Source organism: Sphingomonas sp. SP1, assembly GCF_058313395.1.
In genome coordinates, this window is sequence record NZ_JBZFLC010000001.1 from 986,740 (window position 1) to 1,006,967 (window position 20,228).

General features: G+C 64.9%; 18 protein-coding genes and 1 tRNA gene. 18 read left to right on the plus strand and 1 reads right to left on the minus strand.

From position 1 onward, the window contains the following. Positions 1–2 precede the first annotated feature (2 nt). From AC4GYS_RS05090 to AC4GYS_RS05130, 9 genes are all read left to right on the plus strand, one after another. Positions 3–3,206: an efflux RND transporter permease subunit gene (locus tag AC4GYS_RS05090; protein ID WP_491108006.1), complete on the plus strand. Its 3,204-nt coding sequence runs from the start codon at positions 3–5 to the stop codon at positions 3,204–3,206. Beyond that, positions 3,203–4,588, plus strand: a complete 1,386-nt coding sequence (locus AC4GYS_RS05095) for an efflux transporter outer membrane subunit (RefSeq protein WP_491108007.1) — start codon at positions 3,203–3,205, stop codon at positions 4,586–4,588. The genes AC4GYS_RS05090 and AC4GYS_RS05095 overlap by 4 nt, the downstream gene beginning before the upstream one ends. A gap of 106 nt (positions 4,589–4,694) precedes the next feature. Continuing rightward, positions 4,695–5,261, plus strand: a complete 567-nt coding sequence (locus tag AC4GYS_RS05100) for a glycoside hydrolase family 108 protein (protein WP_491108008.1) — start codon at positions 4,695–4,697, stop codon at positions 5,259–5,261. Between the two features lie 24 nt (positions 5,262–5,285). Further along, entirely contained in the window at positions 5,286–5,699 is a 414-nt protein-coding gene (locus AC4GYS_RS05105; protein ID WP_491108009.1) for a holin family protein, read from the plus strand. A 75-nt stretch (positions 5,700–5,774) separates the two neighbouring features. Then, positions 5,775–7,262, plus strand: coding sequence for a phospholipase D-like domain-containing protein (locus tag AC4GYS_RS05110; protein WP_491108010.1), 1,488 nt, complete (start codon positions 5,775–5,777; stop codon positions 7,260–7,262). After that, on the plus strand, positions 7,262–8,185 hold the full coding sequence (locus AC4GYS_RS05115; protein WP_491108011.1) for an alpha/beta hydrolase: 924 nt from the start codon (positions 7,262–7,264) through the stop codon (positions 8,183–8,185). The genes AC4GYS_RS05110 and AC4GYS_RS05115 overlap by 1 nt, the downstream gene beginning before the upstream one ends. An 11-nt stretch (positions 8,186–8,196) precedes the next feature. Beyond that, on the plus strand, positions 8,197–8,730 hold the full coding sequence (hslV, locus tag AC4GYS_RS05120) for an ATP-dependent protease subunit HslV (RefSeq protein WP_491108012.1): 534 nt from the start codon (positions 8,197–8,199) through the stop codon (positions 8,728–8,730). A gap of 6 nt (positions 8,731–8,736) precedes the next feature. Next, positions 8,737–10,035, plus strand: a complete 1,299-nt coding sequence (gene hslU, locus AC4GYS_RS05125; RefSeq protein WP_491108013.1) for an ATP-dependent protease ATPase subunit HslU — start codon at positions 8,737–8,739, stop codon at positions 10,033–10,035. Positions 10,036–10,114: 79 nt separating this feature from the next. Beyond that, positions 10,115–10,519: a GFA family protein gene (locus AC4GYS_RS05130; RefSeq protein WP_491108014.1), complete on the plus strand. Its 405-nt coding sequence runs from the start codon at positions 10,115–10,117 to the stop codon at positions 10,517–10,519. Between the two features lie 16 nt (positions 10,520–10,535). Here the strand turns inward: AC4GYS_RS05130 and AC4GYS_RS05135 are convergent, their stop codons facing one another. Further along, a complete protein-coding gene (locus AC4GYS_RS05135) occupies positions 10,536–11,231 on the minus strand; it encodes a TIGR02117 family protein (RefSeq protein WP_491108015.1) in 696 nt (231 codons plus the stop codon). Between the two features lie 87 nt (positions 11,232–11,318). On the opposite strand from AC4GYS_RS05135, the gene AC4GYS_RS05140 reads away from it, so the two are divergent. From AC4GYS_RS05140 to ligA, 9 genes are all read left to right on the plus strand, one after another. Continuing rightward, positions 11,319–11,395, plus strand: a tRNA-Pro gene (locus AC4GYS_RS05140). A gap of 34 nt (positions 11,396–11,429) precedes the next feature. Continuing rightward, positions 11,430–11,780 (plus strand): preprotein translocase subunit YajC, encoded by a 351-nt coding sequence (yajC, locus tag AC4GYS_RS05145; protein WP_491108016.1) that lies wholly within the window; start codon positions 11,430–11,432, stop codon positions 11,778–11,780. Next, positions 11,780–13,372 (plus strand): protein translocase subunit SecD, encoded by a 1,593-nt coding sequence (gene secD / locus AC4GYS_RS05150; protein ID WP_491108018.1) that lies wholly within the window; start codon positions 11,780–11,782, stop codon positions 13,370–13,372. The genes yajC and secD overlap by 1 nt, the downstream gene beginning before the upstream one ends. Positions 13,373–13,387: 15 nt before the next feature. Further along, on the plus strand, positions 13,388–14,356 hold the full coding sequence (gene secF / locus AC4GYS_RS05155) for a protein translocase subunit SecF (protein WP_491108019.1): 969 nt from the start codon (positions 13,388–13,390) through the stop codon (positions 14,354–14,356). Positions 14,357–14,432: 76 nt separating this feature from the next. Further along, positions 14,433–15,230: an outer membrane protein assembly factor BamD gene (locus tag AC4GYS_RS05160; RefSeq protein ID WP_491108020.1), complete on the plus strand. Its 798-nt coding sequence runs from the start codon at positions 14,433–14,435 to the stop codon at positions 15,228–15,230. Positions 15,231–15,281: 51 nt separating this feature from the next. After that, complete coding sequence (gene recN / locus AC4GYS_RS05165; protein WP_491108021.1) at positions 15,282–16,934, plus strand: DNA repair protein RecN; 1,653 nt, start codon at positions 15,282–15,284, stop codon at positions 16,932–16,934. Beyond that, positions 16,931–17,638, plus strand: a complete 708-nt coding sequence (locus AC4GYS_RS05170; protein WP_491108022.1) for a dienelactone hydrolase family protein — start codon at positions 16,931–16,933, stop codon at positions 17,636–17,638. Before recN ends, AC4GYS_RS05170 begins: the two co-directional genes overlap by 4 nt. 8 nt (positions 17,639–17,646) lie before the next feature. Further along, entirely contained in the window at positions 17,647–18,150 is a 504-nt protein-coding gene (locus AC4GYS_RS05175; RefSeq protein WP_491108023.1) for a DUF1697 domain-containing protein, read from the plus strand. Further along, the gene (gene ligA / locus AC4GYS_RS05180) at positions 18,147–20,171 is read left to right on the plus strand and encodes an NAD-dependent DNA ligase LigA (protein ID WP_491108024.1); all 2,025 of its coding nucleotides are present in this window, start codon (positions 18,147–18,149) and stop codon (positions 20,169–20,171) included. The genes AC4GYS_RS05175 and ligA overlap by 4 nt, the downstream gene beginning before the upstream one ends. Positions 20,172–20,228 lie beyond the last annotated feature (57 nt).

A 20,228-nucleotide genomic window follows, 5' to 3' on the forward strand; every position in this document is an offset into this window, starting at 1 on the left:
CCGTGTCCCAACTCTTCATCAACCGTCCGATCTTCGCCTGGGTGCTGGCAATCATCACCATGCTGGCGGGCATCGGGGCGATCACCCAGTTGCCGATCGAGCAATATCCGGATGTCGCGCCGCCGCAGGTCAATGTCCGCGCGACTTACCCCGGCGCATCGGCGGAAACCGTCGAGAACAGCGTCACGCAGATCCTGGAACAGCAACTGACCGGCATCGACGGCCTGCTGTATTTCTCGTCGACCTCCAGCTCGCGCGGGTCGGTCAGCATCTCGGCCGTGTTCGAAAAGGGCACCGATCCCGACACCGCGCAGGTCCAGGTCCAGAACCAGATCCAGCAAGCGGTTTCGCGCCTGCCGCAACAGGTCCAGCAGCAGGGCGTCCGGGTGACCAAGTCGAACCCCGACTTTCTGCTGATCGTCGGGGTCTATGACGAGACCGATCGCCGGTCGAATATCGACGTGTCGGATTATCTCACCTCCAACATTCAGGACCCGCTGTCCCGCGTGCAGGGCGTCGGCGACGTCAACGTGTTCGGATCGCAGCGGGCGATGCGCATCTGGCTCGATCCGGCCCGGCTGGCGTCCGTCGCGCTGATGCCGGGCGACGTGATCACTGCCATCCAGAATCAGAATACCGAAGTCGCGGCCGGCGAGGTGGGCAGTCTGCCGCAGGGCCGCGACCAGCTATTGAACGCCACGGTCACCGCCCAGTCGCGGCTGCAGACCCCCGAGCAGTTTGAGAACATCATCCTGAAGACCGAGCCGAGTGGTGCGGCCGTTCGCATCCGCGATGTCGCCCGGGTCGAGCTTGGCGCGGAAAGCTACAATGCGATCAGCCGCCTGAACGGCCATCCGGGCGCCGGCATGGCAATCTCGCTGGCCCCGGGTGCCGACGCCCTGGCGACGGCCGAACTCATCAAGGCCCGGGTCGAGCAATTGTCGGCCAACTTTCCCGAAGGCCTGAAGGTCGCCTACGCCAACGACACCACCAACTTCATCAAGCTGTCCGTCGAGGAAGTGGTGAAGACGCTGCTGGAAGCGGTCGTGCTGGTGGTGATCGTTATGTTCGTCTTCCTGCAAAGCTGGCGCGCCACGCTCGTGCCGGCGATCGCGGTGCCGGTGGTGCTGCTCGGCACCTTTGCAATCTTCTATCTGGCGGGCTTCACCATCAATACGCTGACCCTGTTCGGGCTGGTGCTAGCCATCGGCCTGCTGGTCGACGACGCAATCGTGGTGGTCGAGAACGTCGAGCGGCTGATGGAAGAAAACCCCGGCATGACGCCGCGCGAAGCCACCATCATCTCGATGAAGGAAATTCAGGTCGCATTGGTGGCGATTGCGGTGGTGCTGTCGGCCGTGTTCCTGCCCATGGCGTTCTTTGGGGGGTCGACGGGGGTCATATACCAGCAATTCTCGCTGACCATCATCTCGTGCATGGTGTTGTCAGTGCTGGTGGCGCTGATCCTTAGTCCTGCACTGACGGCGACACTGCTCAAGGCGCGCAAATCCGCCGAAGAGGAGGTGGCGGAGCGAGATGGGGCCGGGCCGTGGCGGCAGCGGGTCTATCGAGCGCAGGACTGGTTCAACCGCAGCTTCAATCGGGGCATCGAGCGCTACACTGGCGCGGTCGCGACGGTGATCAACCGCAAGTGGCTGTTCCTGGCGATCTACGGGATCACCTGCGCGATCCTGATTGTGCTGTTCCAGCGGCTGCCGACCAGCTTCCTGCCGACGGAAGACCAGGGCGCGGCCAGCATCCAGTTCCGTCTGCCGGCGGGCGCCACGCAACAGCGCACGCTGGAAGTGCAACGGCAGATCGAGTCCTATCTCAACAAGTATGAGTCCAAGAACCTCGCCACCGTGTTCACCGTGGCGGGCGGCGGCGGCGGCGGCGGTGCGAGTGGCCAGAACACCGGCCAAGGCTTCATCAATCTTGCGCCGTGGGACGAACGGCCGGGACCGGAGAATACCGCCGACGCCATCGTGGAACGCGCGTCCGGCGCTTTCCGCGGTTTTCGTGACGCGCAGGTGTTCGCCTCCGTGCCCGGCGCAATCCGCGGCCTTGGCCAGTCGAGCGGGTTCAACATGCAGCTGCAGAACCGCAGCGGAATGAGCCGCGAGCAGTTCCAGGCGGCGCGCGACCGGCTGGTGGCCGAGGCGACCAACGACCCGCTGCTGGCGTCGGTCCGCGCGAGCGACTTGCCAGACGTCCCCAGCCTGGACGTCGATGTCGACCAGCAGCGCCTGACCGCGCTTGGCCTCAATCAAGGCGACGTCAACAACACTCTCGCGACGGCCTGGGGTGGGCGCTACGTCAACGACTTCATCGACAACGGCCGGGTCAAGCGGGTCTATGTCCAGGGCGATGCGCCCTATCGGTCCGATCCGTCCGACCTGTCGCAATGGTATGTGCGGGGGGCGGACGGACAGATGTCGCCCTTTTCCGCCTTCGCCCAAACCGGCTGGAGCACCGGCCCGAGCAGCCTCTCGCGTTTCCAGGGCGTGCCCGCGTTCGAGATTCAGGGCCAAGCCGCGCCGGGGGTCAGCTCGGGCGAAGCGATGATGCGGATGGAGGAGCTTGCCAATCGGATCCCCGGGACCAGCGTCGCCTGGTCCGGCGCCTCTTTTCAGGAGCGGCTGTCGTCGGGTCAGGCGCCTTTGCTCTATGGCCTGTCGCTGCTGGTCGTGTTCCTGTGTCTGGCTGCGCTCTACGAAAGCTGGACTATCCCGGTCGCAGTGCTGCTGGTCATCCCGCTGGGCTTGGTCGGCGCTGTCTTTGCGGTCGCCCTGCGCGGACTGGAGAATGACGTTTATCTCCAGATCGGCCTGCTCACCACCATGGGCCTTGCCGCCAAGAACGCCATCCTGATGATCGAATTCGCCGAGCAGGCGGAGCGGGCGGGCAAGAGCGTGTTCGATAGCGCGATGGAAGCGGCCCGCATCCGGCTCCGCCCGATCCTGATGACCAGCTTCGCGTTCATCTTCGGCGTACTGCCGCTGGCCCTGTCCACGGGCGCTGGAGCCAACAGCCGGATCGCAATCGGAACGGCCGTGATCGGCGGCATGCTGACCGCCACCATCTTGGCCATTTTCTACATCCCGCTGTTCTTCGTTCTCGTTCGCCGCGGCGCGCGTGACGGCCTAAAGATCATTCGCGAGCGCTGGCGCAGCCGCTCCGCCCCGCCAGCCGAGGCCACCGCATGAGAAAGCTGACGATCGCGGCAAGCGCGCTGGCGCTAACCGGATGCGTGTCGATGGATCCGCGCTACGAGCGGCCGACCGCGCCGGTGCCGCCCGGCTGGCCGGCTGGTGACCCCTATCTGACCGAGGCGCCGGCGCTGCCGAACTTCACCCATCGCGACGTGTTCCGCGACATTCGATTGCAGACGCTGATCGCCCAGGCGCTAGTCAACAACCGCGATTTGCGGATTGCGGCCGCCAACATCGCGGCCGCTCGCGCGCAGGTTCGGGTGACCCGCGGTGCGCAGCTGCCGCAGGTGGATTCCAGTGCGAGCATCGAGGCCAACCCACGCCGCGATCCCGCGACCGGCGAGACGACTGGCGTACAGTTCAGCCCGTCGATCAGCATTCTCCCTTCGTTCGAGATCGATCTGTTCGGCCGGCTCGCCTCTTTGACCCGGGCGCAGCAGGAGCGACTGCTGGCCACCGGCGCGGCAGCCCGGGCCACGCGGGTCGCGTTGATCGGGGACATCGCCGACGCGTGGCTCCGCCATGCTGCCGATGCGAGCCTGCTCGCCATCGCCGAAAATACGGTGCGCAGCGCGGAACGAAGCCGGGTGCTGACCGAAGCGCGACTGCGCGGCGGTATCGCACCGCGGACGGACCTGTTGCAGGCGCAGCAGGTGCTGGAAACCGCGCGGGCCGACCTGGCCGAACAACGAGCCCTGCTGGCCCAGGATGCCAATTTGCTGCAGCTGCTGGTTGGCGCACCGGTCGATCGGAGCCTTTTGCCGCAATCGATGGACGAGGCCGCGCCGACGATCGCCTCGCTGCCCGCCGGGCTCGATTCGCGGATCCTGCTGCGGCGGCCCGACATCATCCAGGCGGAGTATGAGCTGCGCGCCGCCAACGCGGAGGTGGGGGCGGCCCGCGCCGCGCTGTTCCCGCGCATCTCGCTGACTGGACTGCTAGGCTTCGCCAGCGAAACGCTGAGCGGGCTGTTCAGCGCCGGCTCATTCAATTGGTCGGCGGGCCCCGGGCTGAGCTATTCGATTTTCAGCGGTGGGTCGGCGCGAGCAACGGTGGACGTGCGCCGGGCCGAGCGGCAGGCGGCAGTGGCAACCTATGAGCGCGCGATCCAGACGGGCTTCCGCGAGGTGGCGGACGCACTGGCCGACAAGAGTACGCTGACCGACCGGGTCGCGGCTACCCGACGCGGAACGCAGGCCGCGAGCGAGACTTTGCGGCTGGTCACTGCCCGTTATCGCGAGGGGATCGATCCATTTCTCAATACGCTGGATGCCCAGCGCTCGGCCTACTCGGCAGAACGTAATTTGGTGGCCGTACGGTTGCTGCAGGCGCGCAACGGGGTGACCCTGTACCGCGCTCTCGGTGGCGACGGGTAGGGCGATCACGATCACCGGATCATATAACGCACAAAACACTGTCCTACAACCAACCTATACGGTTAGTGCACCTCGCTCGGAGTGAGTGAGAGTGGGATGCGGACGGATGACGAACGGTGTGTGCGTTGAAGATTTGATTGATGAGTTAATCGAGCGGGAAGGCGGTTATGTGAATCACCCCGCCGATCGGGGCGGCCCGACCTGCTGGGGAATTACCGAAGCGGTTGCCAGGGCGCATGGCTATAGCGGGGCGATGGCCGACCTGCCGCGCGAGGATGCCGTTGCAATCTACACTCGGCTGTATTGGCTGCGGCCACGCTTCCATCAGGTCGCCCAGCGCTCGGAGAAGATCGGCGCCGAATTGTTCGACACGGGCGCGAACATGGGTCCGGGCGTCGCGGCGACCTTCCTTCAGCGGGCTTTGACCGCGCTGAATCGAAACGGGCTTGATTACGCCGATTTGGTACCAGATGGGCGGGTCGGTCCGTTAACCCTGCAGGCGCTGGATCGCTTCTTTGCGCTGCGTGGGGAGGAACCTGGTGAGCGGGTGCTGCTTCGTGCGCTCGAAGCTTTGCAGGGCGAGCGTTATCTTCGCCTGGCAGAGAAACGGCCGGCTAACGAAGCCTTTCTCTACGGCTGGCTGGCGAACCGGATTGGCAAAAACATCGGCTGAGCAAACCAACGGGAGTTTTGAAACATGGCATTATTGGAAGCCGTCGTCGGTCCGCTCGCCAAGCTGATCGACAAGATCATCCCAGACCCACAGGCACGGGATCGGGCAAAGCTGGAATTGATCAAGTTGCAGGGCGACCAGGAGGCGGCCGCCATTGCCCAGCAGATGCAGGCAATCATCGCCGAGGCGAACAGCACCGACCCCTGGACCAGCCGGGCGCGGCCGAGCTTTCTGTACATGATGTACGCGCTGATCCTGTGGGCGATCCCGATGGGGCTGATCTCGGCCGCCAGTCCGGCCATGGCGAAGGGGATCGCGGAAGGGATGACCGCCTACCTTCGCGGCATCCCCGAAGAGCTCTACGCCCTCTTCGGGACCGGCTACCTCGGCTATACCGCGGCGCGGACCTGGGGGAAGGTCAAAGGCGTCGAGCGCTAGTTTCACGAGGAGTGTTGCGCTCACGGAACGAACAGCGCTCTTTCGTCTTTTGCCGTGCACGGGCAAGGAGAGGAAATGGCGCTGTTCGAACCGGGTCGAAACTGCTGGCGAGTCGAACAGGCCGACAATGCGGCGGTGATCGTCGACGCCTGCGATTATTACCGCGTGATCCGTCAGGCGATGCTGCAGGCCACCAAGCGGATCCTGATCATCGGCTGGGATTTCGATCCGCGGATCAAGCTGGATCGGACCGAGGAAGCGAACCAGGATGAAACGCTGGGCGACTTCCTGTTCGACCTCAGCGAGAAAAAGCCGGACGTCCCGATCCTGATCCTCAAATGGGACGTCGGCGCATTGAAGTGGCTGGTGCGCGGAAAGGCGGTGGCCTGGTACGCCCGGCTGGCGGCGCAGCACAGCATCCGCTTCCGCTTCGATCACGCCCATCCGACCGGCTGCAGCCACCATCAGAAGATCGTGGTGATCGACGACAGCTTCGCCATCTGCGGCGGAATCGACATGACCGGGGACCGCTGGGACAAGCCAGCCCATCGGGATGACGAACCTGGACGGCGGAGGCCCAACGGCAAGCCTTATGGCCCGTGGCACGACGCGACCATGGCGGTGGACGGCGCGGCGGCGGCAGCGATCGGTGCCGTGGCCCGCGATCGCTGGATGCGGGCCACCGAAGAGGAACTGCCGCAGATCACGGATGCCGAGCCGGTCTGGCCCGACGGGTTGGAGCCGCAATTCCGCTCCGTCGACCTGGCGATCGCCCGGAACACTGCGGCCTATCGCGACTGGCCGCGGGTGCAGGAAGTGCAAACTCTGTTCGAGGACATGATCGCTTCGGCGAAGCGGTTCATTTATATCGAGAACCAGTATTTCACCGCGCCCCACATCGCCGCGGCGATCATCAAGCGGCTCGAGCAACCCGACCCTCCCGAGATCGTACTGGTCGGGCCGTTGAAGGCCGAAGGGTGGCTGGAGCAGATGGCCATGGATGCGACGCGTTGCCGGTTGGCGCAGATCATCGGCCGCTCCGACCCGGACAATCGCTTTCGCATCTTCACGCCCAAAACGAAGAATGGGCAGGATATCTACGTCCATGCCAAGATCATGATCGTGGACGACGAGGTGCTGCGCGTGGGATCGTCCAATCTCAACAATCGAAGCCTCGGCCTGGACAGCGAATGCGATCTCGCGTTTCAGGCCCAAGGCCAGCAGGACCGCGACGGCATCGCGGGGTTGCGCACCCGTCTGATGGCCGAGCACCTCGGCTGCGAGGAAGCGAAGGTGGCGCAGCGCTTCGCCGAGACCGGATCGCTGCTGGCGACGATCGAGGCGTTGCGCGGTCCGGGCAAGAGTTTGGCCCTACTGCCGATCGAGAAACCGACGGGCGCGACCGCCTTCATTTCCGACACCGAACTGCTTGATCCCAAAAGCCCCGATGCCATGTTCGAGGGCATGACCCGGCGCAGTCTGTTCGATCCGATCCGCCGCCAATGGCGCCGCCGTCCGCACCTGCGCCGGCATCGATCGCACAAGGGCGCGGTGCCGGCCTGATGGCAGCGCGGGCGCAGCGCTCCCGCTGGCGCAGCGTCCCCACCGCTGTGGCCGAGTTCGTCGATCGCCGTGGATGGAGCCCGGTAGCGCTGCTCAATGCGGTCGACCGGCTATATCCCGGCCGAGGGCGCGCGCGAAAGGCTGCCGATGGCATTGCCTATGGCCCGCACGGACGGCACCAACTCGACATCTGGGTGCCGGCCGGGCGGCGTAAGGCCGGCGAGCGCCTGCCGGTCGTCGTATTCTTCTATGGCGGTGGATGGCATGCGGGATCGCGCACCGATTACGGCTTTGCCGGTGCCGCCTTCGCCACCGAAGGCTTTGTCGCCGTGGTTCCCGACTACCGCCTCGCTCCCCTGACCCGCTATCCCGGCTTCATGTGGGATGGGGCGATGGCGCTGCGTTGGGTCTGGCGGAACATCGCGAGCTATGGTGGCGATCCGGCAAGCATCACCGTGTCCGGCCACTCCGCCGGTGCTTATATCGCCGCCATGCTGGCACTCGACACGCGCTGGCTGTCCGGGGTGCAACTGCCCCGCAACGCGATCAAGGCCGCGGCGCTGCTCAGCGGCCCTTACGACTTCTTTCCCTTCCGGGAATATCGAGGTCGGGCGACATTCGGGTTCTGGCCCAATCCTGCCGAAACCCAGCCGGTCAGCTGGGTGCGACCGGACGCGCCGCCGATGCTGTTGATGCATGGGAGCACCGACCGGCTGGTATACGCCAAGAACAGCCGTCACCTCGCCGAGCGGCTGGCGTCGGTCGGCGCTCCGGTGACCCTGAAAATCTATCCTGGCGCCAATCATGCCGACCCGGTGGTCAGCCTGTCTCGACCGTTCCGCACTCGCCTGCCGGTGCTGGCCGATGCCGCCGCTTTCTTGCGCTCGGCAACCACGCTTCCCACTTCCCGCTCAACCAAGTGAGCGGGAGCGATATGGAAAGCTGGCACGGGACAACCATCCTGGGCGTCAAGAAGGACGGCCGTACGGTGATCGCCGGTGACGGGCAGGTGTCGATGGGCAACACCGTGATGAAGCCAAACGCCAGAAAGGTGCGTCGTCTGGGCAAGGATGGCAAGGTGATCGGCGGCTTTGCCGGCGCGACCGCGGATGCCTTCACCCTGTTCGAGCGGCTGGAGAAGAAACTGGAAACCCACCACGGCCAGTTGCTGCGCGCGGCGGTCGAACTGGCGAAGGATTGGCGGACCGACAAATACCTCCGCAACCTGGAAGCGATGATGATCGTCGCCGATGCCGAGGTGCTGCTGATCCTGACCGGCAATGGCGATGTGCTGGAGCCCGAGGGCGGGATCGCGGCGATCGGTTCGGGCGGCAATTACGCGCTGTCGGCGGCCAAGGCCCTCGCCGATTATGAGAGCGATCCTGAAAAACTCGCGCGCCGCGCCATGCAGATCGCGGCCGAGGTGTGTGTCTTCACCAACGATCGGCTGACGGTCGAGACAGTCTAGGAAAACATGAACGATAATCTGACTCCCAAGGCCATCGTGAAGGCCCTGGACGAACACATCATCGGCCAGTCCGACGCCAAGCGCGCGGTGGCAGTGGCGCTGCGCAACCGGTGGCGGCGGCAGCGCCTCTCGCCCGAGTTGCGCGAAGAGGTGACGCCCAAGAACATCCTGATGATCGGGCCGACGGGCTGCGGCAAGACGGAAATCAGCCGCCGGCTGGCCAAGCTGGCCGATGCGCCGTTCGTCAAGGTCGAAGCAACCAAGTTCACGGAGGTCGGCTACGTTGGCCGCGACGTCGAGCAGATCGCTCGCGACCTGGTCGAGGAAGCGGTGCGACTGGAAAAGGAGCGCCGGCGCGAGCGTGTTCGCGAGGCGGCGGAGGACGCGGCGATGGACCGGCTGCTCGATGCGCTGACTGGCAAGGGGTCGAGCGAAGCCACGCGTGCGTCTTTTCGCCAGCGTTTCACCGACGGCAGCCTGGATGGCGCCGAGGTCGAGATCGAGGTGGCGGAAGCTCCGGCCATGCCGTTCGACCTGCCGGGCGGCGGCGGGATCGGCATGATCAACCTCAGCGAAATGATGAGCAAGGCGATGGGCGGCCCGCCGAAGAAGCGGCGCAAGCTGAAAGTCCCGGCCGCCTTTGCCAAGCTGGTCGAGGAGGAGGCGGACAAGCGGCTCGACCAGGACGATGTGAACCGGGCTGCGCTGGCCGATGCGGAAGCGAACGGGATCGTGTTCCTGGACGAGATCGACAAGATCGCGGTGTCCGACGTACGCGGCGGTTCGGTCAGCCGCGAGGGCGTGCAGCGCGACCTGCTGCCCCTGATCGAAGGCACCACCGTCGCCACAAAATATGGGCCGATCAAGACCGACCATATCCTGTTCATCGCCTCCGGGGCGTTCCATGTCGCCAAGCCGGCGGATCTGCTGCCAGAGTTGCAGGGCCGCCTGCCGATCCGGGTCGAGCTGACGGCGCTGAGCGAGGATGATTTCGTTGCCATCCTGACGGACACTCGGGCGAGCCTGACCGAGCAGTATCGGGCATTGCTGGCGACGGAAAATGTCGGCGTGGAGTTCGCTCCCGACGGCATTCGCGCGCTCGCCCGGATCGCGGCGGAGGTGAACCAGTCGGTCGAAAACATCGGCGCGCGGCGCTTGCAGACCGTGCTGGAGAAGCTGCTGGAAACAATCAGTTTCGAGGCGGAGGATCGGCAGGGCGAGACGTTGCGCGTGGACGCCGCGTTCGTCGAGCAGCAGCTGAGCTCGATCGCGCGCAATGCCGATCTCAGCCGCTACGTTCTTTAGCAGCCGTTCTTGTAATGTTCTAACCTTTGCTCCACACTTCTGGTGGCGAGCGACTCGCTCGGCGGCAAGGGAGATTGGCATGGGCGAGCAAGGCGGCTGCCATTGCGGTGCGATCCGGTATGAGGTGAAGGATGGCGCTCAGCCGGTCCATCATGCGCTCTGCCATTGCACGGATTGCCGCAAGGCGAGTGGGGCTCCGGCCGTTGGCTGGTCCCTGTTCGCGAAGGATGCGGTCACCATCATGGGTGAGCCGGCTCGCTATCGCAGTTCGGAACATGCCGAGCGGCACTTCTGTCCCAAATGCGGGACGGGTCTGTTTTACACCAATGAGGTCATCTTCCCGGATCAGATCGACATTCAGTCGGCGACGCTCGACAATCCCGATGCATTTCCGCTGCAGGGTGAGATTCAGCTGGCCGAGCGGATTGGGTGGATGGAGAAACTGGGCGAGTTGCCGCGGTTCGACCGCTATCCTGGAGAGTAGGCCGCACAACCTTGCGTCAGCGCGAGGCTGGTCGCGATTGGCGGTAGCGCCACATCAATCCTTGGGCGAATGGGCTCCACAAACTGGTCCTGACGCCAGCGGTCCGCAGCCGGTCGGCTACCCAGTTGTTGCAGGTCGTCAGCGCGCTGGCCTTGCCGCGGCCTGCGAAGAAGCTGTCGTCGCCGAAATAGCCGGGGTGGTCGATTTTGATGGGCTTGCCGGCGCCGTCGAGAGTGAGTTCCGAGCGGATGGAGGCCCACAAACGGCGATATTCGGCCGGGCGCAAGCGGATTGGGCGAAGTTCAATGCCGGGTTCGGTCGTCCGCTCGACATGGACCACGCGTTCGCCGCCCGTCAGCGCTGACCATAAAGTACGCGGAGTCAGGTCCCACCAGGTCGGGGTATCGAGATAGACGCGCCGCTCGCCGGCACCAAAGGCAAACCAGCGCGGGCTAGCGGGCGCAGACCGGAATGCGGAACGCGGAAAATAGGGCCGCCAATCCAGCCCCTGGGCAACGGCCGGCATGACGATGTCGACATGGATGCCGTTTGAGCGAAGATAGATGATGGTCCCGTGCTCCGGCTCTTCCCAGTTCCGATTAACCGGCAGCAGTGACCCCACCAGGGAGGCGATGAGATATAGCAGGGGCAAGCCCAGGACTGCCAGCAGCAGCGTCCTTCCCCATCCCCGCCGTTGCCGCCGCCGCTTCATCCCGTCCGCCAATGCTTGCTTTGCTGGGCCACGGCAACTAGATGCGCCGCCTATCGCCCGGCGGACTCTTCGCCGGGTGCCATCGGTCGGGGCGTAGCGCAGCCTGGTAGCGCATCACACTGGGGGTGTGGGGGTCGCTGGTTCGAATCCAGTCGCCCCGACCATCTTGGCTAAGGACCCGAAAGTCAGCATCGCTCCATGTCCAGCGCATTTCTCCTGACCTCTGCCGCCGCTTCGACTGCCGCCGGTCCGCCGGGCGGCACCGCCGGATTCCTGGTGGGAATCCTGCCGTGGGTCCTGATCTTCCTGATCTTCTACCTGCTGATGATCCGCCCGCAGCAGCGGCGCATGAAGCAGCACCAGGCGACCATCGCCGCGGTCAAGAAGGGCGACGAGATCGTCACCGGCGGCGGAATCCGCGGCAAGGTCACCCGCATCGTCGACGACAATGAAGCCGAGGTCGAGATCGCGCAGGGCGTGAAGGTGCGGATCGTCAAGTCGACCATCACGTCCGTGATCAATCCGCAAGCGAAGCCGGCCAACGACTGATGCTGGATTTTCCGCGCTGGAAGGTGTGGGCGATCAGCCTGACGATCCTTCTCGGCATCCTGTTCGCGATCCCCAGCCTGCTGCCGGCATCGGCGATGGAACGATATCCATCGTTTCTTCCGAAAGCGCGGATCAGCCTGGGTCTCGATCTGGCGGGCGGCAGCCACCTGTTGCTGGAAGCGGATCTTGCGGATGCGCAGCGCCAGCGGCTCACCGCCATGGAAGAAAACATCCAGACCGAACTGCGTCGCGATCCGCGGATCCAGATCGGCGACACGTCCACCAGCGACGGTCGGGTAAGCTTCATCGTTCGCGACCCGGCCCAACTCGATGCCGCGGTGGAGCGGATGCGGACCCTGACGCAACCGGTCGGCCTGACCGGGACCCGAACTTGGGACGTCACCGCCCAGGACGGGAACCGGGTCGTCATGACGCCGACCCAGGCGGGCATTCAGGCCAGCCTGCGCGATGCGATGACCGTGGCCCGCGACGTGGTCCGCCGCCGCATCGATCCGGGCGGTACCCGCGAAGTCACCGTCATCAATCAGGGCGAGCGCCGCATCCTCGTGCAGGTGCCGGGGGTCGACGATCCCGAGTCCCTCAAGCAGCTGATCGGGCAGACCGCGCGGCTGGAATTCAAGCTGGTCGACCAGACCGCCGACCCGGCGCTCGTCGCACAGGGACGAGCGCCGGCGGGCAGCCAGGTGCTTCCGCTGGCCGACGGGACCGGCTTCATCGCCGTGCAGCGCCGGGTGATGGTGTCGGGCGAGCAGTTGGTCGACGCCAAGCAGACCTTCGAATCGCAATCGGGTGCGCCCGTCGTCTCCATCACGTTCAACTCGGCCGGCGCTCGCCGGTTCGGGCGGGTGACCCAGGAGAATGTCGGCAAGCCGTTCGCCATCATCCTCGACGACAAGGTGCTGTCCGCGCCGAACATCAACGAGCCGATCCTCGGCGGCCAGGCGCAAATCAGCGGCAACTTCACGGTGGAAAGCGCCAACGCGCTGGCCATCAGCCTTGCCTCGGGAAAGCTGCCGGTGAAGCTCGACGTGATCGAGGAGCGGACGGTGGGTCCGGATCTCGGCAAGGATTCGATCGAAAAGGGCGCGATCGCCTCCGTGATTTCCATCCTCGCAGTGATGGTCTTCATGCTGGTGACCTATGGCCGCTTCGGCGTTTACGCCAACATCGCGCTGATCGTGAACGCCCTGATGATCCTGGGCATCATGGCGATCTTCAACGCGACGCTGACCCTACCGGGAATCGCCGGTTTCGTGCTGACTATCGGTGCAGCCGTTGATGCCAACGTGCTGATCAACGAGCGCATTCGTGAGGAATTGAAACGGGGGCGCAAGATCCTGGATGCGCTGGAAACCGGCTACAAGGAGGCGAGCACCGCCATCTTCGATGCGAACATCACCAACACCATTGCCGCGGCCTTGATGTTCTACTTTGGGTCCGGCCCGATCCGCGGCTTTGCCGTGGTGCTGTTCATCGGCATCGTCACCTCCGTCTTCACCGCCGTCAACTTCACCCGCATGCTGGTTGCCCTGTGGGTCAAGCGGAAGCGGCCGCGTGAACTCCATATCTAAGGCGTTGCCAAAGCCATGAAGCTGCTCAAGCTCGTCCCCGACAACACCAACATCGACTTCATGGGCGTGCGCAATATCGCGCTCATTCTGTCGATCCTGGCCACCATCGCCAGCCTAACGCTGGTGGGCGTCCGCGGCCTCAGTCTGGGCGTGGACTTCGTCGGCGGGCAGATGGTTCGCACGACCTTCACCCAGCCGGTCGACGTCGAGCAACTCCGGTCTCGCGTGAACAGCCTCGAACTCGGCGATGCCAGCATCCAGGAGTTCGGTGGGCCGACCAGCTACCAGATCCGTCTGCCGCGTCCGGAAGGCGGAGATGCCGCCGCCAACGCCGCCGCCACTCGGGTCCGGCAGATGCTGGCCCAGCAATATCCTAGCAGCCGGGTCGATTCCGTCGAAACGGTGTCGGGGAAGGTTTCGGAGGAACTGGCGCAGGACGGCGCGCTGGCGATCGCGCTCGCCATGCTCGGCATTGCACTCTACATCTGGTTCCGGTTCGAATGGCAGTTTGGCGTTGGCGCGCTGGCCACCCTGTTTCACGACGTGTCGATGATCCTCGGCTTCTTCGCGCTTACACAATGGCAGGTCGACCTCAATATCGTGGCGTCTTTCCTGGCTGTGATCGGCTATTCGCTGAACGACACGGTCGTGATCTACGACCGCATTCGCGAGAATTTGCGCAAATATCGCAAGATGGCGATGGTGCCGCTGTTGAACCTGTCGCTGAACGAGACGCTGTCGCGCACGATCGTCACCTCGGGATCGATCCTGCTGGCGCTCGCCATGCTGCTGATCTTTGGACCTCAGGTGATTTTCGGGCTGACCTTCGCCATTTTCCTCGGCACGGTGATCGGCACCTATTCGTCGATCTATATCTCCGCGCCGGTCCTGGTCTGGCTGGGCGTCAAGCCGGACAGCTTTGTCCGGACGGACGAGGAAACCGCGACGATCGCGAAGCCGCGCCCGGACGGAGCAGTCGTCTGACGGCCAGCGGCGGTTCATCTCCCTCTTGCGATGAGTGCGCTTTCCCTTGCCCAAGGGCAGCGCTAGAAGGCACCCCATGAAGCTTTCCCGTACCGCGGCGGCGCTCCTCGCCTGCGTCATCATCATCCCGGCCGCCGGTTGCGCCCGCAACGGTGTCAAGACTGACACCAGCTATGTCGCAAGCGACGTCAACACGCTCTACGGCCTCGCCAAGGAGCGCCTCGACAACCAGCGGTACGAGGAGGCGGCCAAGCTGTTCGACGAAGTCGAGCGCCAGCATCCCTATTCCGTATGGGCGCGGCGGGCGCAGCTGATGAGCGCCTTCAGCTATTACATGGCGAAGAAATATCCGGACACGGTCAGCTCGGCCCAGCGCTTCCTGACGATCCATCCGGGCAACAAGGATGCGCCCTACGCGAACTACCTGATCGCGATGAGCTATTACAATCAGATCGCGGACGTGACCCGCGATCAGAAGACAACCCAGCAGGCACAGGATGCGTTCAATGAATTGATCCGCCGTTATCCGGAAAGCCGGTACGCGGTCGACGCCCGCCTGAAGCTCGATCTGATCAACGACCATCTCGCCGGCAAGGAAATGGAAGTCGGGCGCTTTTACCAGCGGTCGAGCAACTGGCTCGCGTCGGTGACCCGGTTCCGCAACGTCATCGACAAGTACCAGACGACCAGTCACACGCCCGAGGCATTGATGCGCTTGACCGAAAGCTATTTGGCGCTCGGCATTCCGGCGGAAGCGCAGAAGACCGCAGCCGTATTAGGGCGCAATTATCCGGGTACGGACTGGTACCAGCGCGCCTATGAGCTGATCCAGCGGCACGGGCCGCAGCAGCAGGCGGCCGCGACCCAGAGCTGAGCTGCTCAGAAGCGGCTTAACGCCCGGCAAATCATCGCGTAAGCCAACGCCATGCTATTGAGCCTGGCGATCCGTGACGTTGTGCTGATCGACTGGCTTGAGCTGGAGTTCGGCCCGGGTCTCGGCGTCCTCACCGGTGAGACCGGCGCGGGTAAATCGATCCTGCTGGACGCGCTTGGGCTGGCCCTTGGCGCGCGAGCCGACAGCGGCCTCGTACGAAATGGGCAAGACGCGGCGTCGGTGACGGCGGCATTCGACCTGCCGCCGGATCATTCGGCGATGGACCTGCTGGCCCAGGCGGGAATCGAAGCTGAAGCGGGCGAGCCTCTCCTGCTTCGCCGACAACTCAGGGCAGACGGGGGAAGCCGGGGCTTCATCGGCGGAGTTGCCGCTTCGGCCGGAACGTTGCGCGAAGTGGGCGGCACCCTGATAGAAATCCACGGCCAGCATGACGATCGCGGGCTGCTCAATCCCAAAGGCCATCGGCAGCTGCTGGACGCCTTCGGTCGGATCGAGGTGTCGGCCGTCACGGCGGCCTGGAATAGCGTCGCGCGACTGTCCGAAGCGCTGGCGGAGGCACGAGCAGCCGCTGAGCTGGCCGAACGGGATCGCGACTATCTGACCTTCGCCGTGGAAGAGATCGCCAAGCTCGCGCCGGAACGCGGCGAGGAGACGACTCTCGCCGAGCAACGCGCCGCCATGCAGGCGGGCGAAAAGGCCGGCGAGGCGCTGCAGGGGCTGGATGAACTGCTCGGTGGTTCGGACGGAGCCCTGGCCCAGCTCAGGGCCGCGGCACGGCGGATCGAGCGGGGTGCGGTTCATCATCCACTATTGGCAGAAGCGCTGGCCTCACTCGACCGGGCGGTGATCGAAACGGCCGAGGCGGAAGATCGCATCAACCGCGCGGCGGATGCGCTGGCGTTCGATCCCCAGCGCCTGGAGGCGGTCGAAAGCCGCTTGTTCGACATTCGTGCGCTGGCCCGCAAGCATCGGGTCGAGCCGGACGAACTGGCGGCGTTCGGGGAGCAGATGGCAGAGCGGCTGACGCTGATCGAGGCGGGCGGCGAGCGGATCGCAGAGCTGGAGCGGGAGCTGGCTGCAGCAGAGACGCGCTATCGGGAGCTTTCGGCTGCGTTGACCGACTTGCGCCGGACCACTGCCGCGCGACTCGATTCCGCCGTCGCCGCCGAGCTGGCACCGCTGAAGCTGGAGGCGGCCTCCTTTCGGACCAGCCTGTCCGACGCGCCGCCGGGGCCGACGGGTACCGACCGCATCGAATTCACGGTTTCCACCAATCCGGGGGCGCCTTTCGGGGCCCTGACGCGCATCGCGTCCGGAGGCGAGCTGTCGCGCTTCATTCTGGCACTCAAGGTTGCGCTTGCCGAAGCGGGCGGAGCTTCGACGATGATCTTCGACGAGATCGACCGGGGAGTGGGCGGGGCGGTGGCTAGCGCGATCGGGGAACGGTTGAGCCGGCTGGCGCAGCGTTCGCAACTGCTGGTGATCACCCATTCGCCGCAGGTGGCGGCCCGGGCCGCGCATCATTATCGGATCGAGAAGAACCACGGGCCTGAGGGCACCCGCACCACCGTTCGGCTGCTGTCCCGCGACGAGCGGCGGGAGGAGATCGCACGAATGCTCTCCGGGGCGGCGGTGACAGAGGAGGCGCGGGCCCAGGCGGCACGTTTGTTGGAGGCGGCATGAGCGAACAGGCAGTAGCACAGGAGTTTCAGGGCGAGGCGCTGGAGCATGTCTTCATGCCGGCGTCGGGCGATGTGCGTGGAACGGTCATCATCGTCCCGACCGTCATGGGAATTAGCGAACTCGAACGCGGCTTCGCGCGGCGGCTGAACGGGCTGGGATGCCATGCTTTCATCGCCGACCTTTTCGGCAAGCATCTGCGCGGCGCAGCGCGGGACACGATGTTCGAGGAGATGGGAAGGCTGAAGGGCGACCGTTCGGCGCTGCGCGACCGCATGTTGGCGGTGCTGGAACAGGCGCAAGGGCAGAATGGTGTGGATGCCCGGCGCATCGCCGCGATCGGCTATTGTTTCGGTGGCCTGTGCGTCCTCGACCTGGCGCGCGCGGGAGCGGAGGTCGCGGGCGTTGCTAGCTTCCATGGCCTGTTCGATCCGCCCGGGCTGGATCCGCGGCCGATCAAGGCCAAGGTGGCGGCCTATCATGGCTGGGACGACCCGATGGTTCCTCCGCAAGCAGTGGTCGCGCTGGGCAAGGAACTGACCGCGGGCGGGGCCGACTGGCAGATCTACGCCTACGGTCATGTCGGTCACGGCTTCACCAATCCGCAGGCGCATCAGCTGGGGGTCGATGGTGTTGCCTACGACAAGGCCGCCGCGCGCCGCAGTTGGGCCAGTCTGGTACTGTTCCTGGACGAATTGTTCGGGTGACTGCCTATGTGGCGCTGCTGCGGGCGGTGAATGTCTCAGGCACCGGCAAGCTGCCGATGTCCGAACTTGTGAAAATGGGCGAACGCTGCGGGTTCGCCGCGGTTCGCACTTTTATTAACAGCGGTAACCTGTTGTTTGAAAGCAAGGCTGGCGAAGCTGAGGTCACAGCGCTCGTTGCTGCCGAGATCGAAAAATTCTTCGATAAGCCCATGGCCGTATTTGTGCGCTCCGCCGACGAGATGCGCGAATTGGCGGTGTGCAACCCATTCAATGACGACAAGCCAAGCCGGGTCATGGCGCACGTAATGGACGCGGAGCCGACCGCGGCCATGCTGACGGAAGCGCGTGATCTGAACGGTGAGCGGCTGGCACTGGGCCCGCGCGCCATCTACGTTTCCTATGGCGGAGGCATCGGATCGTCCAAGCTAAAACTGGCGGCGGTGAAGCACGGCACGGCTCGCAACATGAACAGCGTCAACAAGATTGCTGCACTTCTCGAGAGCATGACATGACAGAGGCCGAAGCCGCCAACCGGCTGATGCGGCTGGCGCGGGAGATCGCGCGCCACAACCGGCTTTACCATGACCAGGACGCTCCGGAGATCAGCGACGCGGACTATGACGCGCTGGTCAAGGAGAATGCCGAGTTGGAGGCACGCTTCCCCCATCTGATCCGGGAAGATTCGCCCTCGGCGGTGGTGGGTGCGGCACCAACTTCCGCGCTCGCCAAGGTCGCGCATGCCCGGCCGATGCTCAGCCTTGAGAACGCGTTTTCGGGAGAGGAAGTCACCGACTTCGTTGCGCGAGTGCGGCGCTTTCTGTCGCTGGCTGATGCCGAAGCGGTCGTGCTGACCGCCGAGCCCAAGATCGACGGACTGAGCTGTTCGTTGCGCTATGAAAACGGGCGGTTGGTTCTGGCGGCAACGCGAGGCGACGGCAGCATCGGCGAGGACGTCACGCCCAACGTCCGCACGATTTCCGACATTCCGCAGCAGCTTGCCGGAGCGCCGAAGGTGCTGGAGGTGCGCGGCGAGGTGTACATGTCCAAGGGGGACTTCGCTGCGCTGAACCAGCGACAGTCGGAAGCGGGCGGCAAGCTGTTCGCCAACCCCCGCAACGCAGCGGCCGGGTCGCTTCGGCAAAAGGATGCGGCAATTACCCAGGCGCGGCCGCTGCGCTTCCTGGCCCACGGCTGGGGCGAGTTGTCGGAGCCGCTCAGGCCAACGCAAAGCGCGGCGGTGGAGCGGCTGCGCGAGCTTGGCTTTCCGGTGTCCGACCTGTTCCGCCGCTGCGAAACGGTGGATGAGGCGCTGGCCCATTATGCGGCGATCGAGCACGTCCGGGCCGACCTGCCGTTCGACATCGACGGTGTCGTGTACAAGGTCGACCGGTTGGACTGGCAGGAGCGGCTTGGTTTCGTCGCGCGGGCTCCCCGCTGGGGTCTGGCCCACAAGTTTCCCGCCGAGCGCGCAGAAACGACGCTGGAGCGGATCGAGATCCAGGTCGGGCGAACTGGCAAGCTGACCCCGGTCGGGCGGCTCACACCGGTCGGCGTCGGCGGCGTGATCGTCGCCAACGTCACCCTTCACAACCGCGATGAAATCGCGAGGCTCGGTCTTCGCGAAGGCGACCGGGTGCGCATCCAGCGGGCGGGCGACGTCATCCCGCAAGTGGTCGAGAACCTGACCCGCGACGAGCCTCGCGACCCTTACGTCTTTCCGGATCACTGCCCCCAGTGCGGGTCCGAAGCCGTGGCCGAGGAGGGCGAGGTCGATGTTCGCTGCACGGGTGGCCTGATCTGCCCGGCGCAGCGGATCGAGCGGTTGAAGCATTTCGTCAGTCGCGGCGCGATGGACATCGATGGCTTAGGCGAAAAGAGCATCGAGGAATTTGCCACGCTTGGCTGGCTCACCGGACCCGCCGATATCTTCAAGCTGGCCGAACATCGCGGTGACCTTCTCGCTCGGGAGGGCTGGAAGGAAAAGAGCGTCGACAATCTCCTTGCGGCCATCGAAGCGCGCAAGGGTTTCGATCCGGCGCGGCTGCTGTTTGGCCTTGGCATCCGTCACGTCGGGATCGTCACGGCCAAGGACCTGCTGAAGTGCTTCGGCACCATCGAAGCGCTGCAGGGTGCCGCTGCGGGCGAAAACGGGATTGCAGAGCTGTCGAGCGTCGAAGGCGTGGGTCCGGTGGTCGCCGAGGCCGTGCACGATTTCTTCCACGAACCGCACAATCGCGAAGAGCTTGCGGAGCTGCTCGGCCTTGCCCGGCCCGCGACCTACGTCAGTTCGGCGCGGCAGACGGAATGGACAGGCAAGACGATCGTCTTCACCGGATCGTTGCAGACGCTAAGCCGGGACGAAGCCAAGGCACAGGCCGAGCGGCTCGGCGCGCGAGCGTCCGGATCGGTCAGCGCCAAGACCGACTTGGTAGTGGCGGGACCGGGCGCCGGGTCAAAGCTGAAGAAGGCCGAGGAGCTTGGGATCCGGGTCGTCAATGAGGAGGAATGGGCGCAGATCGTCTCGGTGGCTTGACCGTGCAACTCTTTGCGTTGCACCCCGCAGGCATGAAGCGATGCGCGGCCGCAGCTT